This is a genomic window from Brevundimonas naejangsanensis DSM 23858 (assembly GCF_000421705.1).
GTDB lineage: Bacteria > Pseudomonadota > Alphaproteobacteria > Caulobacterales > Caulobacteraceae > Brevundimonas > Brevundimonas naejangsanensis.
Window position 1 is genome coordinate 835,768 of sequence record NZ_ATXN01000002.1, and the last position, 21,386, is coordinate 857,153.

The 21,386-nt window shown below is 67.2% G+C and carries 23 protein-coding genes; 12 read left to right on the top strand and 11 right to left on the bottom strand.

What is annotated here, in order from left to right:
* Positions 1-81 precede the first annotated feature (81 nt).
* Together H556_RS0104275 and H556_RS0104280 are read left to right on the top strand one after the other, a co-directional pair.
* Positions 82-783, top strand: coding sequence for a CoA transferase subunit A (locus H556_RS0104275; RefSeq protein ID WP_024353257.1), 702 nt, complete (start codon positions 82-84; stop codon positions 781-783).
* A 2-nt stretch (positions 784-785) separates the two neighbouring features.
* Positions 786-1,436: a 3-oxoacid CoA-transferase subunit B gene (locus H556_RS0104280; RefSeq protein WP_024353258.1), complete on the top strand. Its 651-nt coding sequence runs from the start codon at positions 786-788 to the stop codon at positions 1,434-1,436.
* Between the two features lie 96 nt (positions 1,437-1,532).
* Here the strand turns inward: H556_RS0104280 and H556_RS0104290 are convergent, their stop codons facing one another.
* The 6 genes from H556_RS0104290 to flgK form a co-directional block, all read right to left on the bottom strand.
* The gene (locus H556_RS0104290; RefSeq protein ID WP_024353259.1) at positions 1,533-2,165 is read right to left on the bottom strand and encodes an ABC-type transport auxiliary lipoprotein family protein; all 633 of its coding nucleotides are present in this window, start codon (positions 2,163-2,165) and stop codon (positions 1,533-1,535) included.
* Complete coding sequence (locus H556_RS0104295) at positions 2,162-3,100, bottom strand: MlaD family protein (RefSeq protein WP_024353260.1); 939 nt, start codon at positions 3,098-3,100, stop codon at positions 2,162-2,164. Before H556_RS0104295 ends, H556_RS0104290 begins: the two co-directional genes overlap by 4 nt.
* A 15-nt stretch (positions 3,101-3,115) precedes the next feature.
* On the bottom strand, positions 3,116-3,910 hold the full coding sequence (locus H556_RS0104300) for an ABC transporter ATP-binding protein (RefSeq protein WP_024353261.1): 795 nt from the start codon (positions 3,908-3,910) through the stop codon (positions 3,116-3,118).
* Entirely contained in the window at positions 3,907-5,025 is a 1,119-nt protein-coding gene (locus H556_RS0104305; RefSeq protein ID WP_024353262.1) for an ABC transporter permease, read from the bottom strand. Before H556_RS0104305 ends, H556_RS0104300 begins: the two co-directional genes overlap by 4 nt.
* 307 nt (positions 5,026-5,332) lie before the next feature.
* Positions 5,333-6,280, bottom strand: a complete 948-nt coding sequence (locus H556_RS0104310; RefSeq protein WP_024353263.1) for a flagellin — start codon at positions 6,278-6,280, stop codon at positions 5,333-5,335.
* The gene (flgK, locus tag H556_RS0104315; protein WP_024353264.1) at positions 6,277-8,367 is read right to left on the bottom strand and encodes a flagellar hook-associated protein FlgK; all 2,091 of its coding nucleotides are present in this window, start codon (positions 8,365-8,367) and stop codon (positions 6,277-6,279) included. The genes H556_RS0104310 and flgK overlap by 4 nt, the downstream gene beginning before the upstream one ends.
* A gap of 387 nt (positions 8,368-8,754) precedes the next feature.
* Between flgK and H556_RS16620 the strand changes: the two genes are divergently transcribed.
* The 4 genes from H556_RS16620 to sciP all read left to right on the top strand — a co-directional run bounded on the left by H556_RS16620 (position 8,755) and on the right by sciP (position 12,840).
* Positions 8,755-10,143, top strand: a complete 1,389-nt coding sequence (locus tag H556_RS16620) for a flagellar hook-length control protein FliK (protein ID WP_245559411.1) — start codon at positions 8,755-8,757, stop codon at positions 10,141-10,143.
* Positions 10,144-10,145: 2 nt separating this feature from the next.
* On the top strand, positions 10,146-10,892 hold the full coding sequence (locus H556_RS0104325) for a flagellar hook assembly protein FlgD (protein ID WP_024353266.1): 747 nt from the start codon (positions 10,146-10,148) through the stop codon (positions 10,890-10,892).
* 12 nt (positions 10,893-10,904) lie between these two features.
* Positions 10,905-12,368, top strand: a complete 1,464-nt coding sequence (gene flgE, locus H556_RS0104330; RefSeq protein ID WP_024353267.1) for a flagellar hook protein FlgE — start codon at positions 10,905-10,907, stop codon at positions 12,366-12,368.
* 187 nt (positions 12,369-12,555) lie between these two features.
* A complete protein-coding gene (gene sciP, locus H556_RS0104335; RefSeq protein WP_024353268.1) occupies positions 12,556-12,840 on the top strand; it encodes a CtrA inhibitor SciP in 285 nt (94 codons plus the stop codon).
* A gap of 85 nt (positions 12,841-12,925) precedes the next feature.
* Here sciP and H556_RS15565 read toward each other — a convergent pair whose 3' ends face one another.
* Entirely contained in the window at positions 12,926-13,144 is a 219-nt protein-coding gene (locus H556_RS15565; protein ID WP_035302740.1) for a hypothetical protein, read from the bottom strand.
* Positions 13,145-13,253: 109 nt separating this feature from the next.
* Between H556_RS15565 and mnmA the strand changes: the two genes are divergently transcribed.
* Positions 13,254-14,522 (top strand): tRNA 2-thiouridine(34) synthase MnmA, encoded by a 1,269-nt coding sequence (mnmA, locus tag H556_RS0104340; RefSeq protein ID WP_024353269.1) that lies wholly within the window; start codon positions 13,254-13,256, stop codon positions 14,520-14,522.
* 39 nt (positions 14,523-14,561) lie between these two features.
* On the opposite strand, the gene H556_RS0104345 is transcribed toward mnmA, so the two are convergent.
* Both H556_RS0104345 and H556_RS0104350 read right to left on the bottom strand, forming a co-directional pair.
* A complete protein-coding gene (locus H556_RS0104345) occupies positions 14,562-14,942 on the bottom strand; it encodes a VOC family protein (RefSeq protein WP_233551972.1) in 381 nt (126 codons plus the stop codon).
* Between the two features lie 70 nt (positions 14,943-15,012).
* Positions 15,013-15,708, bottom strand: a complete 696-nt coding sequence (locus H556_RS0104350) for a helix-turn-helix transcriptional regulator (RefSeq protein ID WP_024353271.1) — start codon at positions 15,706-15,708, stop codon at positions 15,013-15,015.
* Between the two features lie 113 nt (positions 15,709-15,821).
* Between H556_RS0104350 and H556_RS0104355 the strand changes: the two genes are divergently transcribed.
* Positions 15,822-16,466: a hypothetical protein gene (locus H556_RS0104355; protein ID WP_024353272.1), complete on the top strand. Its 645-nt coding sequence runs from the start codon at positions 15,822-15,824 to the stop codon at positions 16,464-16,466.
* A gap of 35 nt (positions 16,467-16,501) precedes the next feature.
* Here the strand turns inward: H556_RS0104355 and H556_RS0104360 are convergent, their stop codons facing one another.
* Positions 16,502-16,996, bottom strand: coding sequence for a winged helix-turn-helix transcriptional regulator (locus H556_RS0104360; RefSeq protein WP_024353273.1), 495 nt, complete (start codon positions 16,994-16,996; stop codon positions 16,502-16,504).
* Positions 16,997-17,160: 164 nt separating this feature from the next.
* Between H556_RS0104360 and H556_RS0104365 the strand changes: the two genes are divergently transcribed.
* The 4 genes from H556_RS0104365 to H556_RS0104380 all read left to right on the top strand — a co-directional run bounded on the left by H556_RS0104365 (position 17,161) and on the right by H556_RS0104380 (position 20,423).
* Positions 17,161-17,997, top strand: coding sequence for an acyl-CoA thioesterase (locus tag H556_RS0104365; protein ID WP_245559412.1), 837 nt, complete (start codon positions 17,161-17,163; stop codon positions 17,995-17,997).
* A 93-nt stretch (positions 17,998-18,090) separates the two neighbouring features.
* Complete coding sequence (locus H556_RS0104370; protein WP_024353275.1) at positions 18,091-19,281, top strand: thiolase family protein; 1,191 nt, start codon at positions 18,091-18,093, stop codon at positions 19,279-19,281.
* Between the two features lie 46 nt (positions 19,282-19,327).
* A complete protein-coding gene (gene eco, locus H556_RS0104375; RefSeq protein WP_169469166.1) occupies positions 19,328-19,840 on the top strand; it encodes a serine protease inhibitor ecotin in 513 nt (170 codons plus the stop codon).
* 247 nt (positions 19,841-20,087) lie between these two features.
* Positions 20,088-20,423, top strand: a complete 336-nt coding sequence (locus H556_RS0104380; protein WP_024353277.1) for a VOC family protein — start codon at positions 20,088-20,090, stop codon at positions 20,421-20,423.
* 1 nt (position 20,424) lies between these two features.
* Here H556_RS0104380 and H556_RS0104385 read toward each other — a convergent pair whose 3' ends face one another.
* A complete protein-coding gene (locus H556_RS0104385) occupies positions 20,425-21,330 on the bottom strand; it encodes a hypothetical protein (protein ID WP_024353278.1) in 906 nt (301 codons plus the stop codon).
* Between the last annotated feature and the right edge of the window lie 56 nt (positions 21,331-21,386).

Here is a 21,386-nt window from a genome sequence, read left to right on the forward strand (position 1 = left end):
ATGGCGCTTGCCCCCTTCTCTCGCCCGCTTTAAGGACGGAGAAGACCGCGATATTCATCAGACGGTGAAAAAGGGAGTCCGATGGGCAAGATTTACGCTGACGTGAAGTCCGCGCTGGAGGGGCTGACATTCGACGGCATGACCGTCATGTCCGGCGGCTTCGGCCTGTGCGGCATTCCCGAGAACCTGATCGCGGGTCTACGCGACACGGGGGTCAAGGGCCTGACCGTCATCTCCAACAATGCGGGCGTGGACGGCTTCGGTCTGGGCCAGTTGCTGGAGACGCGCCAGATCGCGAAGATGATCTCGTCCTACGTCGGCGAGAACAAGGAGTTCGAGCGCCAGTATCTGGCCGGCGAGCTGCAACTGGAGTTCAACCCGCAGGGTACCCTGGCCGAGCGCATCCGCGCGGGCGGCGCAGGCATCCCCGCCTTCTTCACCGCCACCGGCGTCGGCACCCTGGTCGCCGAAGGCAAGGAAGTGCGCGAGTTCGACGGCCGCAAATACGTCATGGAGACGGGGCTGGTCGCCGACCTGTCCATCATCAAGGCGTGGAAGGCCGATGAGCGCGGCAACCTCGTCTTCCGCAAGACGGCCCGCAACTTCAATCCGATGATGGCGACAGCGGGCAAGGTGACGCTGGTCGAGGTGGAAGAGATCGTCCCCGTCGGCTCGCTGGACCCCGACCACATCCATACGCCGGGCGTCTATGTCGACCGCCTGATCCAGACCGTTTCCGAAAAGCGCATCGAACAGCGCACCGTCCGTCAGAAGGGAGCGTAATCATGGCCCGTACTCGCGAACAACTGGCTGAACGCGCCGCGAAAGAGCTTCAGGACGGCTTCTATGTGAACCTGGGCATCGGCATCCCGACGCTGGTCGCCAACTATATCCCGCAGGGCATGACCGTCACGCTGCAGAGCGAGAACGGCATGCTGGGCATGGGCCCCTTCCCCTATGAGGGCGAGGAAGACCCCGACCTGATCAACGCCGGCAAGCAGACGATCACTGAAATCCCCGAGAGCAGCTATTTCAGCTCCTCGGACAGCTTCGCCATGATCCGCGGCGGCCACATCAACCTGTCGATCCTGGGCGCTATGGAAGTGGCCCAGAACGGCGACATCGCCAACTGGATGATCCCCGGCAAGCTGGTGAAGGGCATGGGCGGCGCCATGGACCTGGTCGCGGGCGTCAAGCGCGTGGTCGTGGTCATGGATCACGCCAACAAGCACGGTCAGTCCAAGGTGCTGAAGGAATGCACCCTGCCCCTGACCGGCGCGGGCGTAGTCAGCCGCATCATCACCGATCTGGCGGTGTTCGACGTCAAGCCGGACGGTTCGGGTCTGGAACTGATCGAACTGGCCGACGGCGTCACGCTGGACGAGGTCGCGGCCAAGACCGAGGCCGACTACACGGTGGCGCCGGGCGTGGGCTGAACCGCCCTCTTCCGCTTCTGAAAACAGAAAACCCCGGCGACCTCGCGGTCGCCGGGGTTTTCCATGTCTTCCTTCTCCCTGAAGGGGAGAAGAGATTTAATCCCGCGTCGCCTGGAAGCCCTGCTGGTCGGTCCACAGGACGATCTGGCGGCTGGCCTCGGCCGTGGCGCGGTCGAAGGCGGCGACGATGGCCGACTGGCGGTTGGCGCCCGCGCTCTCGCTGACCGAGAGGCGATCCTCGGCCAAGATGGAGCGGTCCCCCGGCCGAACCAGACGCAGCAGCACGACGATGTTCGCATCCGGCACGGCGCCCGGCGCGGCGTAGGCCGCCTCGAAGCGGCGCACGTCGACGCTGAGCAACAGGCCGTTGCGGGCCATTGGACCGCTGCTCAGGACCGTGCAGGCGCCGCCGTCGGCAAAGGCGTTGCGCAGAGCTTCTTCGAACAGGGTCTCGGCCGGAGACACCCAGCGCGCGCCCTTGATGTAGGCGGCTTCGGTTCCGGTTACGGCCAACATACGGTCACCGCGCGCGGCCTCAGGAAACTCGACCCGACGCATGGCGACATGAACGTCAGGGCAGGCCGAGGTCGCTCCGGTCCCGGCGTAGGCGGATGCGCCGCCAAAGCGATACAACTGAACAGGATCCGGCGTGGCCAGCACAGCACAGCCGGACAAGGCCGCTGCAAACCCAGCGCAGGCGGCGACGGTCATCCATCGGTTGCGGATCATGGCTGCACCTCGATTTCCTTGGACGGCGCCTTGGCGAAGAAGTCGCGCGGACTGTCGCGCACATTGTCGATCAGCGACTGCAGCGAGCGCGTCGCCTGATCCAGCTGGCGGATGGTGTCGTTCAACTGCGGCACTGTCTGTGTACCGAAATCGCCCAGAGGCCCTTCGAGACCGGACGCCGAACGATTGATCGAGGCGATGGCGGCCTGAGCTTCCTGCGTCGCCTTGTTGATATTGGCGATAGCCTGCCTGCCGTCGGTATCGACCATCTGGCGCGCACTGACGCCCAGGGCCTGGTATTCGCCGACTGCGGCGTTGGCCTTGGCGATCGTCTCTTCCAGCTGCTGGAACATGCCCTTGCGGGCTTCCAGCTCGGCGGTCAGGGCCTCGACGTTTTTCACACTGGACGAGAAGCTGCGGATATTGTCGTCCGACATGACCCGATTGATGCGGTTCAGGGCGTCGACCGTCTGCGCCAGCACCGTTCCCGAGCCGCTGAGCAATTCAGCCAGTGGACTGGGCTGGCTCTGGATCACCGGGACGACATTGTCGGGATACTGGTCCTTCAGAAGCGGGCTGGACGCCTCGCCCGCCGTGATCTGGATGTAGTTCAGGCCCGTGATGCCCTGCGGCTCCAACTGGGCGCGCGAGGTGACGCGCACCGGGGTCGTCCCGTTCAGACGCACCCGGGCGATGACCTGATCGCCCTTTTTGGGGTCCAGGTTCAGGTTCGTCACTTCACCGACGCGGATGCCGTTGAAGTGGACCTCGCCGCCTTCCGACAGGCCGCGCACGGGACCGTAGAAGATGATGTCATAGACATCGTAGTCCTTGTTGAACTGCAACCGCGCCAGCCAGATCGTGAACACGGCCAGCGCCACCAGAAGGGCGACGGTGGCGATGCCGACGGCGGCGTAATGAGCGTCTCTTTCCATCGTTTCGCGCCCTCCTCAGGCCGCGGTCTTGTGGGCGGCGCGTCCGCGCGGCCCCAGGAAGTATTCCTTGATCCAAGGGTGGTCAGAGCGTTCCAGCTCAGCGACCGGCGCCTTGGCCACAACATGTTTATCCGCCAGCACCGCCACCTGGTCGCAGATGGCGTACAGGCTATCGAGATCGTGGGTGATCATGAAGACGGTCAGCCCCAGATCATCCGACAGCTGACGGATCAGGTCGTCGAACGCCGCCGCCCCGATGGGATCCAGCCCCGCTGTCGGCTCGTCCAGAAAGACCAGCTCGGGGTCCAGCGCCAGCGCCCGCGCCAGGCCGACGCGCTTGCGCATCCCGCCCGACAGTTCCGCCGGTTTCAGGTAGAGCGCCTCGGGCTTGAGCCCCACCATGGCGACCTTCATCTCGGCCAGTTCACGGATCGTGTTCTTCGGCAGATGGGTATGTTCGACCAGCGGCGATGCCACATTGTCGAGCACCGACAGGGAGGAGAACAGCGCCCCCTGCTGGAACAGCACGCCGGTGCGGCGCTCGACGGCGGCGGCCTCTTCCTTGGTCATGGCGCTGCGGTCCTCGCCGAACAGACGCACTTCCCCGCCCTCAGGCTCTTTCAGGCCGATGATGGAGTTCAACAGCACCGTCTTGCCCGTGCCGGACCCGCCGACGACGCCCAGCACTTCGCCGCGCATCACGTCCAGATCCAGGTCCTGGTGGATAACCCGCTCGCCGAACTGGCTGAGCAGGCCCCGCACCTGAATGACGGCCTCGCGGTCGTCCGGTTTGCGCGTCTCGCCCGTCATATTTTCAGCTCGATGAAGATCAGGGCGAAGACGGCGTCCAGCAGGATGATGGCGAAGATGGCCTGCACCACGGCCGCCGTGACCCGGCGCCCCAGGCTTTCGACATCGCCCGCCACCGACATGCCCTGTCGGCAACCGATGGCCGCGACGACGAGGGCGAAGACCGGCGCCTTGATCAGACCCACCATCATGTGGGTCGGCATATAGCCGTCCTCGACCAACCGCTGGAAAAAGAAGGCCGGGCCGAGGTTCAGCTGGCTCCAGGACACCAGCACCCCGCCCAGGAGCCCGCCCACCATCGCCAGGAAGGTGAGCAGGGGCAGCATCACCAGCAGGGCCGCCAGACGCGGAATGACCAGGGCCTGAAAGGGATCGACCCCCATGACCCGCATGGCGTCCACCTCCTGCGTCATGCGCATGGAGCCGATTTCGGCGGCGAAGGACGAGGCCGAGCGGCCCGCCAGCAGCACCGCCGTGATCACCACAGCGAACTCGCGGAAGACGGCGACGCCGATCAACTGCACCGAGAAGACCCCGGCGCCGAACTGGGTCAGCAGGTCCACGCCGATGAAGGCCACCACAGCGCCGATGAAGAAGTTGGTCACCACCACGATGGGAATGGCGTCCAGGCCCGTGCGCTCCGCCTGACTGAACCAGGCGGCCCAGCGGATGCTGCCGGGGTGCTTCAGCGTCGTGATGACGGCGGCCATCAAGCGGCCCAGAAAGGCCAGCGACAGCATGGCTTCAGCGCCGAAATCATAGACCCCGCGACCGACCTTGGCGAAGCCGCGCGTCATCGGCGCGGATCGGCGCGGCGGCTCCGTCGTCATACAGTCCAGCTTGGCCACCATACGGTACAGCCGCCCCGCCTCGGGCCGGGCAGACCAGGCGGATTCGGGAATGGGGCTGCTCATCGCCTGGGCCACCGCCAAAGCGCCCGCCGTATCGAAACGGCCCAGATCGTCCAGATCCAGCGCCGTAACCGATCGCCCGTCCAGTTCGGACTTCAGCCGGTCGCCCAGACGCCCGACAGACACCGTCGACCAGTCGCCGGCCAACCGCAGGCGCGCCTGTCCGTCCTGATGATCGTCAATCTGGAAATCCGCCCGATTCATGAGCTCGACACTGACACAGGCCCGTCCGCGCGCCTACGCGGCTTAAAGCTATGCTTTTCACCGGACGTCAACGACTGATGACAACTCTTGATCTCTTCCGGCCTTGCTGAGCGCAAGCCAAGCCCTCCCGTCACGGCGCAGCTTTGTGAACGTCGTGGGAGGATTTTTGTTCAGAGGCGTCGAAAAGCAAAGGCCTAGACCATTATCGGTTCGGATTGAATCAATCCGAACTCAGATCAATGGTCCAGATCAATCACTCGAGCGAATATCTGGGTTCACATGCGATCGCATGTGAACCGATTTCGCTCTAGCGCAGATAGTCCAGCAGCGAGACCTGCCGCAGTTGGCTGATCACCTGGGCCGAAGCCTGCAGGGCGATCTGGGCCATCTCCAGCTCCACAACCGCCTCAGCCATGTTGGCGTCGGTCTTGCCGGCCAGGATGGTGTCGACCGAGATCTTGCGCGCCTCCTGCGACTCCAGCAGGCGATCCACCCGGTTCTGCATTCCGCCGTTGGCGGCCTGAAGTTCAACGACGCCTTTGGCCGCCGCCTCGAAGCGCCCCATCTGAGTGGTCAGGAAAGCCTTCTGCGCGTCGGTCATCTGCCCTTCCAGCGGCGTCGCCTCATGGGCCAGTTGAATGTCGCGGAAGATGGCGAACAACTCCGCCCCCATAGCGTCGGCCAGGAAGCCGGTGTCCATCGACACGTTCTCGTCCAGCCAGGACGATTGCTTCAGTTGATCGTTGCGGAAGGCCGCATTCTCATCAGGCAAGGCGGCCAGCTTGGCCATCATGGTCGCGCCAGGCTGGCCGGGGATGTCAGGCAGGTCCACGGGCGCGCGGTCAACAGCCCCGCCGCTGAACAGATACTTGCCCTGATGCTTCATGTTCAGCCCGTCCTGAGCCTCCATGAACAGGCTTTCCAGCGAGCCCATCAGCGCGTCCATACGTCCGGCGGCGATGGCGTCGGCGAGGGCCTGGCGCGCGGCGGTCGCAGCGTCGGCGACGCGGTCCATCGCCAGGTCCTGCGTCTCCAGCCGGGCGGCGACGGCCTTATTGGTGTCGATGAAGGTCTGGATGCGGGTCTGGCTGGACTTCAGCGCGCTGACCGTTTCCGATCCCCGCCCGAAGCCCACCAGATCGGTGGCGTTCTTCTGAGTGTTGACCTTCTTCTGGGCCGTCTCGGCGCGCGACTGGGCCGACATCAGGTCCAGCAGGGCCGATTGGTAGTTTCCATAGGTCGAGACGCGGGTCATCGCACCATCCCCAGCAGGATATCGTACATGTCCTTGGCGGCCTGAACCATGCGCGCCGAAGCGTTAAAGGCTTGCTGATAGGTGGTCATCAGCACCAGCTCCTCGTCCAGATTAACGCCTTCGACCGAGGTCCGCCGCGCCGTCGCCTCCTTGGCCAGGGCCGTGGCGCTGACAGCGTTGTTCTTGGCCATTGCGGCGCGGCTGCCGATTTCGCCCGACAGTTCGGACGCATAGCGCGACAGAGACATGGAGCCGCCCGCCGATCCGCCCGCCGCAGAGAAGGTCGTCGCATTCTCGCTCGCAGCGGCCAGAAGCCGGGCGCCGCGCGCGTCATTCCGCCCTACGACGGCCGTGCCCAGACCGCCCGTCGCGTCCGCTTGAGCGAAGGCCATCAGCGCCGGGTCGCGCACAATGTCCGCCCGGACAGAAAAGGCGTCCGCACGCGAGGCGCGCGCCCCGCCCAGGCCGAACAGGGCGCTCATCGACACGCCTGACGGAACCTGTGTCGTGCGGTCCTGAAGCACCGAAAGCTGGGCGCCGGAGCCGGGGCGCGGGGTGAACGCCATCTCGCCCGCCGCATTGAGGCTGAAGGTCCCCATCCGCCCGGCGCCCGTCATCGGATCGTTCAGCGCGGCCAGCAGGCTGGTCATGTCGCCGCCCGCGGGGACCGCCACCTGGACATCACGCAGCTTGGCGCCCGCCGCATCGCTGAAGCGGAAGGTGATGGTCTCGCCCGCCGGGAAGCCATGCTGCGACGCGCCCGTCATGCCGGTTTCGTACATCGCCGGCTGGTCGCTGGAGATCAGGTCGTTCAGGCCGAAGAAGTGCGAAAAGCCCCGCCCGCCCTTGTTCGTCGGCGCGGCGGGATCGTCGACCACCACGACCCCCGTTCCCGGCGCGCCCTCAATCTTCAGCCGCCCGTCGACGAAGCTGGCGCTGCCGTTGGTTCCCAGCTGGGCGTTCAGATCGGCCAGGAAGGTCGCCGGGTTCATCGTCGCCAGATCCAGGTCCACCTTGTGCAGGGCGACGCCCTGATCATTGGTGATGACGATGGAGGTTCGGCCGGTAAAGCCCGCCAGCGCGGTCTCCAGCGACTGGCCCACATTGCGCCCGGTCAGGCTGTTCGGCGGCGGCGCGGCCGAGGAGGCGTTGTGCGCCCGGTTCAGTTCATCCGCTAGCCGCGACATCAGTTCAGCCAGACGCTCGGCGGTGGCCGGGGCCTCGCCGTCGCGCAGTTCCAGCAGGCCCTTGATCTCGCCCGAACTCAGTCCTTCGGCCAGGGAGCGAGCCTTTCCGGCAGGCGGCTCTATGACCGTGATCTCGTTGAACACCGTCTCGGCCGCGACAGCGCCCGCGCGCACATAGTCCAGCTTGGCCGCGCCCTGCCCCGCCAGCAGGATGCCGGCGCCGGTGCGGATTTCGACCCCGCCGACCGCACGCCCGGTGATGCGAACGTCCATGAGGCCGGACAACTGGTCGATCAGGGCGGCCTGCGCCGTCTGGGCGCCGGATGAGTCCGCATTGACCACCGTAGCCTTGGCGATCTCGACGTTCAGTTTTTCGATCTGCTCCAGCAGGCTGTTGGCCGTCTCGACCGCGCTCTTGATGCGGGCGTCGGCGTCTTCGCGCACCGACTGGATCTGACTGTTGATGCGGGCCGCTTCGTCGAACAGCCCTTGGGTCTTCCAGATGGCGTCCTGACGCGCGGGACCGGAGGTCGAATTCTCGGCCGAGGCGGCGAAGGCGGCGAAGACGCTGTCGATCTGCGAGAAGAAACCGCTGTTGGCGCCGGGGTCGCCGAACATCGACTGGATGCGGTCATACAGTTCATAGCGCACCGTCTGGCGCCCGGCGTCGGCGCTGGCGTTCAGGCTGGCCGCCTGCAGAAAACGGTCGGTCGCCAGGCGGATGCGGGCGATCTCGACGCCTGCGCCCACGCCCTGACTGGCCCAGGACTGCTGGTCGGCGATCTTGCGGACATAACCGGGCGTGTTGACGTTGGAGACGTTGTCCGAAACCACCCGCAGCTGCGTCTGGGCCGCATTCATGCCCGAGGTGGCGATGTTCATGATCGAGTTAAGGGACATCAGACGCCTCCTGACGCCGGCGACCGCCCGCCCGGCAAGCCTTGCAGGCGAGCGTGCAGATCTTGCCCGGCGAAACGAGCAGGTCTTCTGACCATCTCTTTGATTTTCCTCGACATCGGCATTCGGCCCCTGTGCGTTCCCAGGTGAGGGAGGCAAGGCGCGGGCCAAGTCGTGCGGCGGCCTCTTCGCCCGGCAAAAAGCGACAGGCGCGGCAAGAAGCGCCCGGCGCGGGAAAACGAAAACGGCGCGCCGCGCGTTCTGAATATGGCGTTAATTCAATAGGTTAACTAGACAACCTGCACTTGGCCCAAGGCTTGCGGGGCCTCTGCCGAATGACCCAGGCGCAGCAGGCGCCGCCTTACACGACCGAAAGCGCCTGCCCGCCGCATGTCCGCCATCAACATCCTGTCTGTCCTGACGCCCGCCGCCCCCGACGGCGCGGGCCCGGACGCCTCGATCGAGGCGGCGACGGACAGCGCCATGTTCGCGGACCTGATGCTCAAGGAAGAGACGCCCGAAGCCCCAGCCCCCGCTCCGCCGTCCGTCCGGACTCCCGCCGCGCAGACTGAGCCCGACGACATGGGCGCGGCCGTCGCCATGATTCCGGTCTGGTTCGCCCCGACGCCTGAGCCTCAACAGCTTGCGGCCGGCGCACCGGCGTTGACGATTGAAGGCGACGACGCCCCGCTGAACACGGACGCCGCGGCCGAAGAACCCGCTTCTGAGAAGACGGCGGACACCGAGGCCGAGACGCAGGACGCAGAACCCATCGCGGCCGCCGCAACTGCCGTTTCGTCCGCATTCGCCGCGCCCGCTAACCCGGCAGCGCCCGCTGCGAACGGGCTCGCGCTCAGCCCCGCCGCGCCGCTCGCCGCCCTCAAGGCGACCGCCCCCGCCCCCGTAGGATCTGACGCCCCGATCGAAGCCGCGCCCGCCGAGGGCGAGACGCAGGCTGAAGGTTCGACGCCCGACCGCTCCGCCCTCCCTTCGCCGCCCGGCCAGCCCCCCGCCATGCCGGGCGTGACCGGCTTCCGCTCCGGCGCGGGCGAGCGCCTGGCGTCTGCGCGCGAAGTCGTTCAGGCGGCAGCGCAGACGGAAGGCGGCTCCGATCTGTCGGCGGCCGACCGTCTCAAGACAAGCGATACTCCGGCGACCGTCGCAGCTGGAGCCGTCGCTCGCCCGACTACAGCCGCAACGCTCCCCACGCCGCCGACGCCCGCCCCCGCCCCGCCCGCCGCCGACGCGGACGCGCCGGTCCAGCCGCCCGCCGCCGCCCAAACGGCCGCGCCGCAGGAGTCTGGCGCGCCACGCGATCTGGGCCTGTCCCATCTGTCGCGCGCCACGGTCGAGACCACCGCCCAGATCGCCGCCCAGATCATCAAGAAGCTGGACGGCCGCTCGACCCGCTTCGACATGGCGCTGACGCCCGAGGGTCTGGGCCGGGTCGATGTCAGCCTTGAGATCGAGTCCGACGGTCAGGTCACGGCCCGTCTGGCCTTCGACACCCCGGCCGCCGCCGCCGACCTGCGCGCCCGCGCCGATGAACTGCGTCGCCAGCTGATGGAGGCGGGGCTGCACCTGTCGAGCGACGACCTGGAGTTCGCCGAGCGCGACCCCTCGTCCGGCTTCGGCGGCGGCGCGTTTGAGCGCCAGCCCGACCGCCGCGCCTTCACCGGCGCCGCCCGCCTGGCCGCAGAGGCCGATTCCCTCGTTCCGCCGCCCAGCGCCTGGACGTCCCTTTCCCTGACGCCTGACCGCGTCGATCTGAAGGTCTGACGATGGTTGACGCCGTCTCCACCAACAACGCCGCAGGCCGGGTGAACGCCGGAGGCCAGATGCTGGCCTCCAACTTCCAGACCTTCCTGTCGCTGCTGACCACCCAGCTAAGGAACCAGGACCCGCTGTCGCCGGTCGATTCCAACGAATTCACCGCCCAGCTGACCCAGATGGCGGGCGTCGAGCAGCAACTGCTGACCAACGACCTGCTGACCGGTCTGCTGAAGGCCCAGCAGGGCGACGGCCTGACCGGAGCCGCGCCCTATATTGGCAAGGACGCCACCGCCGTCTGGTCCGCCACCCGCTTCGAAGATGGCGAGGCTAGCTGGAGCTACGAACTGGCGGCCGATGCGACCGACGCCACGCTTCAGGTGCTGGACGCCTCGGGCAAGGTGGTCTGGAGCGGCCCGGCGCCTGACAAGACCAATGGCCTGCACGACTTCAAGTGGGACGGAAAGACCACCGGCGGCGGTCAGGTGGACGACGGCGGCGTCTATACGCTGAAGGTCGTCGCCAAGGACGGCGCCGGCAAGGATGTCGACAGCCAGGTGCTGATCCGCGGCCGCGTCACCGGGGTCGAGATGTACGACAACACCCCCTTCGTCGTCATCGGCAAGTCGATCATGCCGGTGTCCAGCCTGATCGCGCTGGAAGAACAAAAGGCCGCCGCCAAACCCGATCCGGACGAGGACGCAGGCGCGCTCAGCGCCCTGGCCTCGAAACTCAACCCCTTCAATCTTCTCTCGTAAGGAACCCCAGCCATGAGCATCAACGGCGCCATGCTGGCCGGCGTGTCCGGCCTGACCGCGAACGCCGCGGCCCTTTCGACGATCTCGCAGAACATCGCGAATGTGAACACGGTCGGCTACAAGCGTGCGGCGACGGAGTTCTCCACCGTCGTCAACGCCCAGACACAGGGCGTCGGCTATTCGGCCGGAGGGGTGCAGGCGACCGCCCGTCACTTCATCAGCCAGGCGGGACAACTTCAGCGCACCACCTCGGGCACCGACCTTGCCATCGCCGGCCAGGGCTTCTTCGTCGTGACTGAAAAGTCCGAAAACCTGACCCTGTCGGACGCGCGCCTGTTCACCCGCGCGGGGGCGTTCAAGATCGACGACCTGGGCTATCTGCAGAACACCTCGGGCCTCTATCTTCAGGGCTGGCCGGTCGCCAGCGACGGCACGGTCAACGCCGACCCGTCTGACATGAGCCGCCTGCGCACCATCAACGTCGGCTCGGTCGGCGGCGCCGCCGAACCCACGACCCGCGTCAGCCTGAACGCCAACCTGAAGTCCAGCCAAGCGGTTAATGAAGCGGCCCAGAATCCGCTGCCTGCCGGCGTCACAGCCTATGATCCGACGACCAACTCCATGTCCATGTACGCCAATGATCCGGCGACAGGCGTGAAGCCGGACTTCGAGATCACCATCCCGGTGTCCGACTCCAAGGGCGGTCAGCGCAACATCACCGTTTCCCTGTTGAAAAGCTCGACCGCCAACGAGTGGTACGCCGAGATCCGCGCTCCCGTTGATCCCATAACGGGCGCACCTGCGGTAACGAACGCCGATGGCCTGCTGAAGTCGGGCCGCATCGCCTTCACCCAAGACGGCCGCCTGGACGTGGCCACGATGCAGACGTGGAGCGCGCCGGGCGGCATCGGCGGCGGACTCTTCGACGACCCGACTAAAGCCACCTTGTCTCTGGGCTCGTCTGACGGGGTGACACCGGGCGCCGACGGCGCTTGGGATCCCGCTCTGGGCATCGAAGCCCAGACCATCGCCTTCGACCTGGCCGCCTCGACGGGCGGGCTGACGCAGTACGACAGCACCTCCATCGTCCAGGCCACCTATACGAACGGCACCGCCTTCGGGAATCTGACCGAGGTGAAGATCGACGACAACGGCTTCGTAACCGCCATCTTCGACAATGGCGTCATGCGCAAGATCGCCCAGGTCGCCCTGGCCACCTTCCCCAGCGCCGACAGCCTGACCGAGGTTGCGGGCAACGCCTTCAGGGTCAGCCAGAACTCCGGCACCTTCAACCTGAAGGCGCCCGGCACGGGCGGCGCGGGCCTGCTGGGCGCCCAGCAGCTGGAGGCCTCGACCGTCGACCTGTCGACCGAGTTCACCGGCCTGATCACCACCCAGCGCGCCTATTCGGCCTCGTCCAAGATCATCACCACCGCCGACGAAATGCTGGCGGAGCTGATCAACATCAAGCGCTGATCGGCCAACAGGAATCCATGAGCAAGGTCTCGTTAGACTCGATGAATCCTTCCTTTAGCCGGCGCAGAACGCGTCGGATCGGCCGGATGCGTCTTAGCCATTCCTTCACCACGACGCTTAAACGCCCCTTAGCGGGCGGGGGCCTAGCCTGCGCGTCTATGGTGGTGGTGAGAGAGGCTTAAAGCCCATGCTGCAAGAGCGACGCCTTAACAGTAACGGCGAACAGTACGTGGTCGGGCCGACGGGCACGCCCCTGACCCTGCGCGACCTTCCGCCGTCGGATACGAACCGCTGGGTCATCCGGCGCAAGGCCGAGGTCGTGGCCGCCGTGCGCGGTGGGCTGATCAGCCTTGAGGACGCCCTCGAAAAGTACCGTCTGACGGCCGAGGAATTCATGGCCTGGCAGAAGGCCATCGACAAATGGGGCATGCAGGGCCTGCGCACCACGCGCATCCAGAGCTATCGCGACTAGGCCTGCCCGGCTTGACGCACGATCATGGGCCGCTCCTGAATGGGGGCGGTCTTTTTCATGTCTGGAGTTCAGCGCGGTGAAGGTCTCAGGTCCAATCCTCGCGAGCGCGCTGCTTCTCGGCGGATGCGCAGCCGCTCGTCCGGCCGCCCAATGTATCCCGCAGGAAGCCGTTGTCTGGCTGGAATGCCTCGGAGAGACGGACGCTTTCGCCACGCAGTGCGAGATCGTGAACGGGCCGCCATCCCCATGCGGCCAGGCGGAAAAAGCCATCGCCTTCGGCCACGCCCAGATGTTCCAGTCGCAAGATTCAACCCCGCGCTGGTTCCGTTTTCTGGTGAAGGTCGAGGCGGATGGAACGACAAGTCGCCATCTCTCTGAAGCTAGGCCTCGAAATCGCGCGCCTTAAGGCCTAAATGGCGGCGATGACCATGGACGCCCTGACCGACGACATCCTCTGCCCCGTTCCCGACATCGCCCCCATGTCGCAAGCCGACATGGACGCCGCGATCGAGAGCGTGCGACAGGCCGTCGGCCTGCCGCAGGGCGCGCGCGTGGTCGCCGCCATGTCCGGCGGGGTGGATTCCACCGTCGTCGCGGCCCTGCTGCACAAGGCGGGCTATAACGTGGTGGGCGTGACCCTTCAGCTTTACGACCACGGCGAGGCGCTGAAGAAGAAGGGCGCCTGCTGCGCCGGTCAGGATATTCACGACGCGCGTCTGGCCGCCGATCTGATCGGCATTCCACACTATGTCCTCGACTACGAAAACCGCTTCAAGGACGCGGTGATCGACCAGTTCGCGGACTCCTATCTGAAGGGCCAGACGCCGGTCCCCTGCATCCGCTGCAATCAGACGGTGAAGTTCCGCGACCTGCTGGACGTCGCCCGCGATCTGGGCGCTGAGGCGATGGCCACCGGCCACTACGTCCGCCGCGCCACGCACGGAAACCGCTCGCAGATGAGGAAGGCGGTCGATCACTCGCGCGACCAATCCTACTTCCTGTTCGCCACGACGCAGGATCAGTTGGACTATCTGCGCTTTCCTCTAGCCGATCTGGAAAAGCCCCAGGTGCGAGGCGTCGCCGCGTCGCTGGGCCTGCGCATCGCGTCCAAGCCGGACAGCCAGGATATCTGCTTCGTGCCTACCGGCGACTATCGCACCCTGATCGACCGGCTGCGGCCACAGGGACGTGAGGCCGGCGACATCGTCCACATGGACGGCCGGGTGCTGGGCCGCCATTCGGGCATCACCGACTACACCATCGGCCAGCGCCGGGGGCTGAACGTCGCCGTGGGCGAGCCTCTGTTCGTGACCAAGCTGGACCCCGACACCCGCCGCGTCATCGTCGGCCCGCGCGAAGCCCTGCTGACCGCGCGCCTGACGCTGGAGGAAACCAACTGGCTGGGCGATCAGGCCACGATCGAGGAAGCCGCCCGCGACGGCGCCTCGGTGCTGGCCCGCGTCCGCTCGACGCGCCAGCCCTCCCCGGCCCGCCTCGCCTTTATTCCTTCCCCTAACGCTTCGCTGCTTGAGGGGAGCATGGACGGCGCCGTTCAGGTAGTGTTCGATCAAGGCGAGGAGGGCGTCGCGCCGGGTCAGGCCTGCGTCCTCTATGATCCGGTCGACGACGAACGGGTCCTGGGCGGCGGTTTCATCCAGTCGACCGAGGCCGTGGCGGTCTAACCTCCTTAAATTTGCAAGCCGCACGGACAGCCGCTCAGGTCACGCACACGTCCGCCATGGGCCCTCGGAACAAGCCCGAGGGTGACGGTTCTGGCGGGCCGCATAGACCCGCAGGCAGTTGCCGTCCGGATCGCGCGCCACGAAGCCGTGGCCGCCGTCCATGTCCGTCGGCGGCAGGACGATGCGCGCGCCCCGGTCCCACCAGTCGATGTGCAGTTCATCCACCACGCCGGGAGCCTCCATGCGCAGGTCCGCCTGGGTTCCGCCTCGACCGCGCCACAGGCTGAGTCTCCGCCCCGGCGCCAGCAGGAAAACGGCATGGTCCGGCCCCGCCTCGACCGGTCGTCGACCCAGCAGCCCGGCGTAGAAACGCGCGCTGGCGTCCGGATCGGCCACGTTCAGCACAATGTCGTCGCTCATGGTCATGGTCCCTCCACCTGTCTGAACAGAAGGAGAACCTAGTCGGGCCTGCCGCCAGTTTCTGTCAGCATCATCGCGGCGGCCCCTGCCGCTCGCACGCCTCATGCCAGCGTTTCAGCAGCACGGCCTTTCGCGTGGGATAGCGGGCCTCCAGCACCTCGGCCTCGACGATGCGGTCGGTGCGGAAGCTGCGGAAGTCGCCGCGCAGCTCGCACCAGCCGATCAGCAGCCGCACCCGGTCGAAGAAGGCCAGGGCGAAGGGCCAGACGACCCGTTCCGACGCCGCGCCCGCCTCGTCGCGATAGTTCAGCCTCAGCTTTCGCTCGATGCGGATCGCCTTGCGCAAATGGGCCGGATCGACCGCATCGGCGGGGATCGCCGCGCCCGGTCCAATGAACAGGGCCGAGGCCTCCATCTCGTCGCGCAGATCCGGCGGCAGCACCGCCGCGATCCGCGCCTGGGCGCTCAACGCCGCATCCCGCAATCGCGCATCCGCCCGCTCGGCCACCCAGCGCGAGCCCAGGGCCAGGGCCTCGATCTCTTCCGGTGTGAACATCAGCGGCGGCAGCAGATAGCCGGGCTTCAGCACATAGCCCACGCCCGGCTCGCCCTCGATCGTCGCGCCCTGCGCCTGCAGGCTGGCGATATCGCGATAGAGGGTGCGCAGGGAAACGCCCGTCTCCTCCGCCAGCGCGCGGCCGCTGACCGGCCGACGATGGCGCCGCAGGGTGTTGAGAAGATCAAGAAGACGTTCGGAGCGCGACACCCCGCAAGCTTAACAGACTTGCTGTCAGAAAGCGGCAGCATGGGTCGGACAGAGACGCTCTTGCTCCCGCCCCGCCTGAGCGGACATGATGGATTTCCAACGGGAGAACGCCCTTGCGCGGCATCGACTTCAGCTCATGGCAGAGCCTGTTCGCCACCTTGCTGGGCCTGGCCCTGGTCACGCTGATCGGGATGGGCATACGGCTGATGATGATGTTCGCCATCCAGCAGCGGCGCGAACGGATGAATCGCCAGATCAACGAGCGCCTGCGCACCCTGATCGCCGCCTATAAAGTGCTGGGCGGATCCTTCACCGGCGATCTGAGCGTCGATCCTCGCCACATGCGCGACATCCGGCGCGGCGGCGCTGGCGACGACGACGCCGCCGCTCACGAACGCTCGGACCGCGCCCGCCGCATCCGCGATGCGGTTGAATCGGCCCTGTCCGACATCATCCTTCTAGGGACGGAAGACCAGGTGCGCCTGGCCGAACAGGCCGCGCGCGACCTCGTCGCCGGGCGACCGGTGCGCACCCACGCCCTGGTCGTCTCCCTGCGAGACTTCATCCCCAAGGCTCTGGACCTCACCCCCGTCCCGCGCGGCCTCGACATTCCGCCGCAAGGTCCGGCCCGCCCGTCAGGAAGCAAGAGCGGCCGCGACGACGCCAAGGGCGGCGGCTCCGGCGGCGGAGGGGGCGGCATGGGCATGGGGATGGGGATGGGCGGCTCGGACGACGTCTCGCAGCACAAGACAGGCTGATCGGCCATTCCGCCAGCCTCCGCCAGCGTGGCCTCTCAGGCCGCTTCGTCCTTGGTCGGCATGACCTCGCCGACGGTCGGGCGGTTCTCGGTGAAGACCACCTCCACCTCGCGCGGGCGAACCATCTCATTGCAGCAGCCGCAGGCGATACGCGGCTTCAGGTCATGGCCGCAGGTCTTGTGGCGCAGGACGATGCCCGACGCCTCGTCGCCATAGACGTGCTTCTCGCCCCAGGCGTGCAGGGTGACGAGGACGCCGTACAGGTCCTTGCCCTTGGCCGTCAGCACATATTCGTTGCGCGGCGGGCGTTCGGAATAGGGGCGTGGCTCCAGAACCCCATGATGCACCAGCGACTTCAGCCGCGCGGCCAGCACATTGCGCGCCACGCCCAGCCGCTCCTGCCACTGCTCGAAGCGGCGGACGCCGTTGAAGGCGTCGCGGATGACCAGCATGGTCCACGGGTCGCCGATCACCTCGAGGGTGGCGGCGACCGAGCAGCTCTGGCGCGAATAGTCGGCGGTGCGTCCCATACAACTGAAAGTGACGCTCCGTCAGGCTTTTGACAAGGGTTGCCAATCGCGACGCAGTCAGTCAGTTTCTATTGGCAACGGACATGGCCGCCCCCGGCCATATCCTTCCCTCGACTCGGAGGCGGCGCCGTCGCAGGTTCCGCCTCCGCTTTTCGATGAGAGCCATGACCGATCCCGACCTGATCCGCGCCGCCTTCCGCCTGACGCCCGAAGATGACGGCGTTCTGGCGGCCCATCTTTCCGGCGAATTCTCCAACGGCCCGATCAGCGCCCCGCCCGAAGCGGGCTTCCCCTTCGGCGGCCTGCTGGCGGCCCTGTGCGCCGGGGCCATGCGTCAGAGCCTGGGGATCGAGGCGCCGCTGCGCAGCCTGACGGTCCAGTATCTGGCGGCTGCCCGCTACGGCCAGTCGTTGCAGTTTCGGCCCCGGATGCTGAGGGGCGGCCGCAACGTCGCCTATGCCGTGGTCGAGGGCGGCCAAGGTTCGAAGCTGACCCACCACGCCAGCGCCACCTACGGCGCGGACGGCGCGACGCCCACGCCGCTGACGCCGCTGCTGGCGTCGCCGCCCTCGCTGGACAGCCTGAAGGACGCGCCGGGCATCAGCGGCCCGATGGCGCCGCGCTTCTCTCAGCACGTCGACTATCGCTTCGACGGCGGCCCCAACATCCTGGGCGGTAATGAGGGCAGGCCTGTCGTCGAACGGGTCTGGATGCGGGTGAAGGACGGCGCGCCGCTGGACGAACTGCGGATGTGCTACCTGTTGGACGCCCTGTACCCGCCCGCCTGGACGGCCTTCAAGGCGCCGCCGATGATGACGACGGTGGACCTGCGCTGCGACTTCCTGGCCGATCCGACGCCCGAAACCGCGCCCGACGGCTGGGCCTTCTTCGAGTATCGCCTGCTGGACCACGGCCTGGGCTGGTCGGTAGATGAAGCGATCGCCTGGGGCGCCGACGGCCGCCCGCTGGCCCTGGCCCGCCAGCGCCGCAAGCTATTGTGAAGCGCCACAAGCTGCGGTGAGGCGCCGCTTGCCAGCGGGCCTTCGCCTCCCCTAATCCCCCTCGAAACGATTCAACTTACGGAAACGTCCGCCATGACCGCCGCTTCTGACCCCGTCGTCATCTGCTCCTTCGCCCGCACGCCGATGGGCGGCTTCCAGGGCGCGCTGTCGCCGGTGAAGGCCACTGATCTGGGCGCCGTCGCGGTCAAGGCCGCTGTCGAGCGTGCAGGCGTCGCGCCTGAGAAGGTCGAGCAGATCTTCATGGGCTGCGTCCTGCCCGCCGGTCTGGGCCAGGCCCCTGCGCGTCAGGCCGCCATCGGCGCCGGGCTCGGCAAACACGTCGAGGCGACGACGGTGAACAAGATGTGCGGCTCGGGCCTGCAATCGGCCATGATGGCGCACGACGCCCTGCTCGCGGGGACGGCCGATGTCATCGTCGCCGGCGGCATGGAGTCGATGACGGGCGCCCCCTACCTGATGAACAAGCACCGCGGCGGCGCCCGCATCGGCCACGACGTCATCGTCGACAGCATGATGATGGACGGGCTGGAGGACGCCTATTCCCCCGGCAAGGCCATGGGCGTCTTCGCCGAGGATGCGGCGGCCCAGTATCAGTTCACCCGCGAGGCGATGGACGAATACGCCATCGAGAGCCTGACCCGCGCCAAGAACGCCATCGCCTCCGGCGCCTTCAAGGCCGAGATCGTCCCGGTCGAGGTCGCAACCCGCAAGGGCCCGGTGACGGTCAGCGAGGACGAGCAGCCGGGCAAAGCCGATCCGGCCAAGATCCCGACGCTGAAGCCCGCCTTCGTCAAGGACGGCGCGATCACCGCCGCCAACTCCAGCTCCATCTCCGACGGCGCGGCCGCCATGGTCATGACGCGCGAAAGCACGGCCAAGGCTCTGGGCTTGCCCATCGTCGCCCGCGTGGTCAGCCACGCCGCCCACGCGCATGAGCCGGGCCTGTTCACCACTGCGCCCGTCCCGGCCATGCAGAAGGCCCTGAAGAAGGCGGGCTGGTCGGTCGAGGACGTGGACCTGTGGGAGATCAACGAGGCCTTCGCCGTCGTCGCCATGATCGCCCAACAGGAGTTGGGCATCGACCGCGCCAAGCTGAACGTCAACGGCGGCGCCACGGCTCTGGGCCACCCCATCGGCGCGTCGGGCGCGCGCATCCTGTCCACCCTGCTGGCGGCGCTTCAGGCGCGCGGCGGCAAGAAGGGGGTGGCCTCCCTGTGCATCGGCGGCGGCGAGGCCGTGGCCATGGCGGTGGAACTCGCCTGATCCTGCGACGTTGTCGGCGGTCAAGCTAACTGTGGAGACCTCCCCCTTGAAACTCCCTGCCCTGCTCGCCGCCGGCGTAGCCGCCCTCAGCCTCTCCGCCTGCGCCACCGCACAGGCTGAAGGCATGATGCCCCAGGACAACACGGTCGCCGGTCAGGCCGGTTCGGCTGACCTCAAGGCCTTCCCGGCCGCGACGCCGGGCCAGACGCGCCACGTCATCAACCTGCCGGCCCAGTCGGACGAGGACGTGTTGAAGGTCGAACTGATCCTGGGCAAGACCCAGACGGTCGACTGCAACCGCCAGTTCTTCGGCGGACAGTTGGAAACCCGCACGGCCGAGGGCTGGGGCTATGACTACTATGTCCTGCCCGCCCTGGGGAACGCGGCCAGCACCCTGATGGGGTGCCCTCCCGGCTCGGAACGTCAGGCTTTCGTGACGACGCAGGAACAGCCGCTGATCCGCTATAACTCGCGTCTGCCGGTCGTGGTCTACACGCCGTCGGATGTCGAGCTGCGCTATCGCGTGTGGCGTGCGGGCGAGACCCAGACGGCGCGCTGATCCGGGCCGTTCATTGAGATCAGACGCGGGCGTCGGTCGGATTCGATCGGCGCCCGTTTCGATTCCGGGCCGCGCCTTCCATCCCCGCGCCTTCCATCAGCGTCCCGCTGCATCAGCGAAGCCAGAGAAGCGCATCCGGCGCTCAGGACAATCATGGGCCGACTCCTGCATTTGCGAACCATTTGCAGGTTTGCGCAGAGTCGGCCGTCGTGCAAGCGTCCTTCTCTACTTCTCTCGGAGACTCGCCATGCGCGAAGACGGCAAGCTGGATTATCTCGAACTGCCCGCCACGGACCTGGCGGCGCACAAGGCCTTCTACGCCCAGGCGTTCGGGTGGAGCTTCCAAGACTACGGCCCCGCCTATGCGGCGTTCAGCGAAGGGTTGGACGGCGGCTTCACGCCCGACGCCATGACGCCCAAGCCGCTGCCCATCCTGTACGCCCATGATCTGGAAGCCATGCAGGCCAGGGTCGAGGCGGCGGGCGGCGCCGTCACCCACGCCATCTTCGCCTTCCCCGGCGGACGTCGTTTCCACTTCCGCGACCCGTCCGGCAACGAACTGGCCGTCTGGTCCGAGAACTAGCCTACCTCGGGTCCACGGTCTGGGCGATGCGCTCGGCCTCGTCTCGGTCGGCGCCGTCCTGGGCCATCAACCAGACGTGGATTTCGGCGGGTTCGCCCGAGCGCTGGAACAGGTGCTCCATGGCGATGCGCCGCGGCCCCTCGGTCGTCACCACCGAGATGCGACCGCCGACCGTCACCTGCTCCCCGTCATAGATCGGAAACTGGGACGAAGGCCCAGCGTAGATCATCAGATAGGTCTTGCCCGCCTTGCGCGCCGAATAGACGTGAGCGCCGGGGCCCGAGCGGCCTTCGACCAGTTCGAAGCCTGGCGGCAGGTCGATGCGGAACGAAAGAGACGCCCGCTCTGCGGCGCTCAGACCTTGCGGCGCGGGCGCAGACGGTGCGGGTCTCGGCGTCGCCGGAGCGGCTGTCGCCGCAGGCGCCTGAGTCGTCGTTGACCGTCGGACCGGCGCCTCCTGGGCGGGTTGCGCCGGGCGAGGTTGAGACTGGCGCTGAGATTGGGGCTGGACTGCGACCGGGGCAGGCGCAGACGTGGACGGACGCGGGCTTGGCTCTACGGGCCGGGGCGCGGGCGTCGGGGTCGGGCGCGGCGGCGCGACAGGGCCCGGCTCAGCCCTCGGCGGAGCGCCGTTCAGACGACGGGTCAGTTCTTCGATCCGGGCGCGTTCCTCCGGGTCCTGGCGTGCGACGGGCCCAGCCAGAGGCTGGGATGCAGCGGCCTGGGGCGCAGGCGCCGGGGCGGGGCGTGACGGCGCCGTCGATTGCGGGGCGGGCGGGGCGCCGTTCAGGCGGCGGGTCAGTTCTTCGATGCGAGCACGCTCGTCCGGGTCCTGCTGGGCGGCGGCGGGGGTCGCAACGACCGCCAGCGGGGCGAGAAGCGACAGGGCGACGATAGCAGCTTTCATGACCCGACATTGGCGGCGCGGGCCGCGCCGGGTCAAGCGGCCATATCAGCGGACCT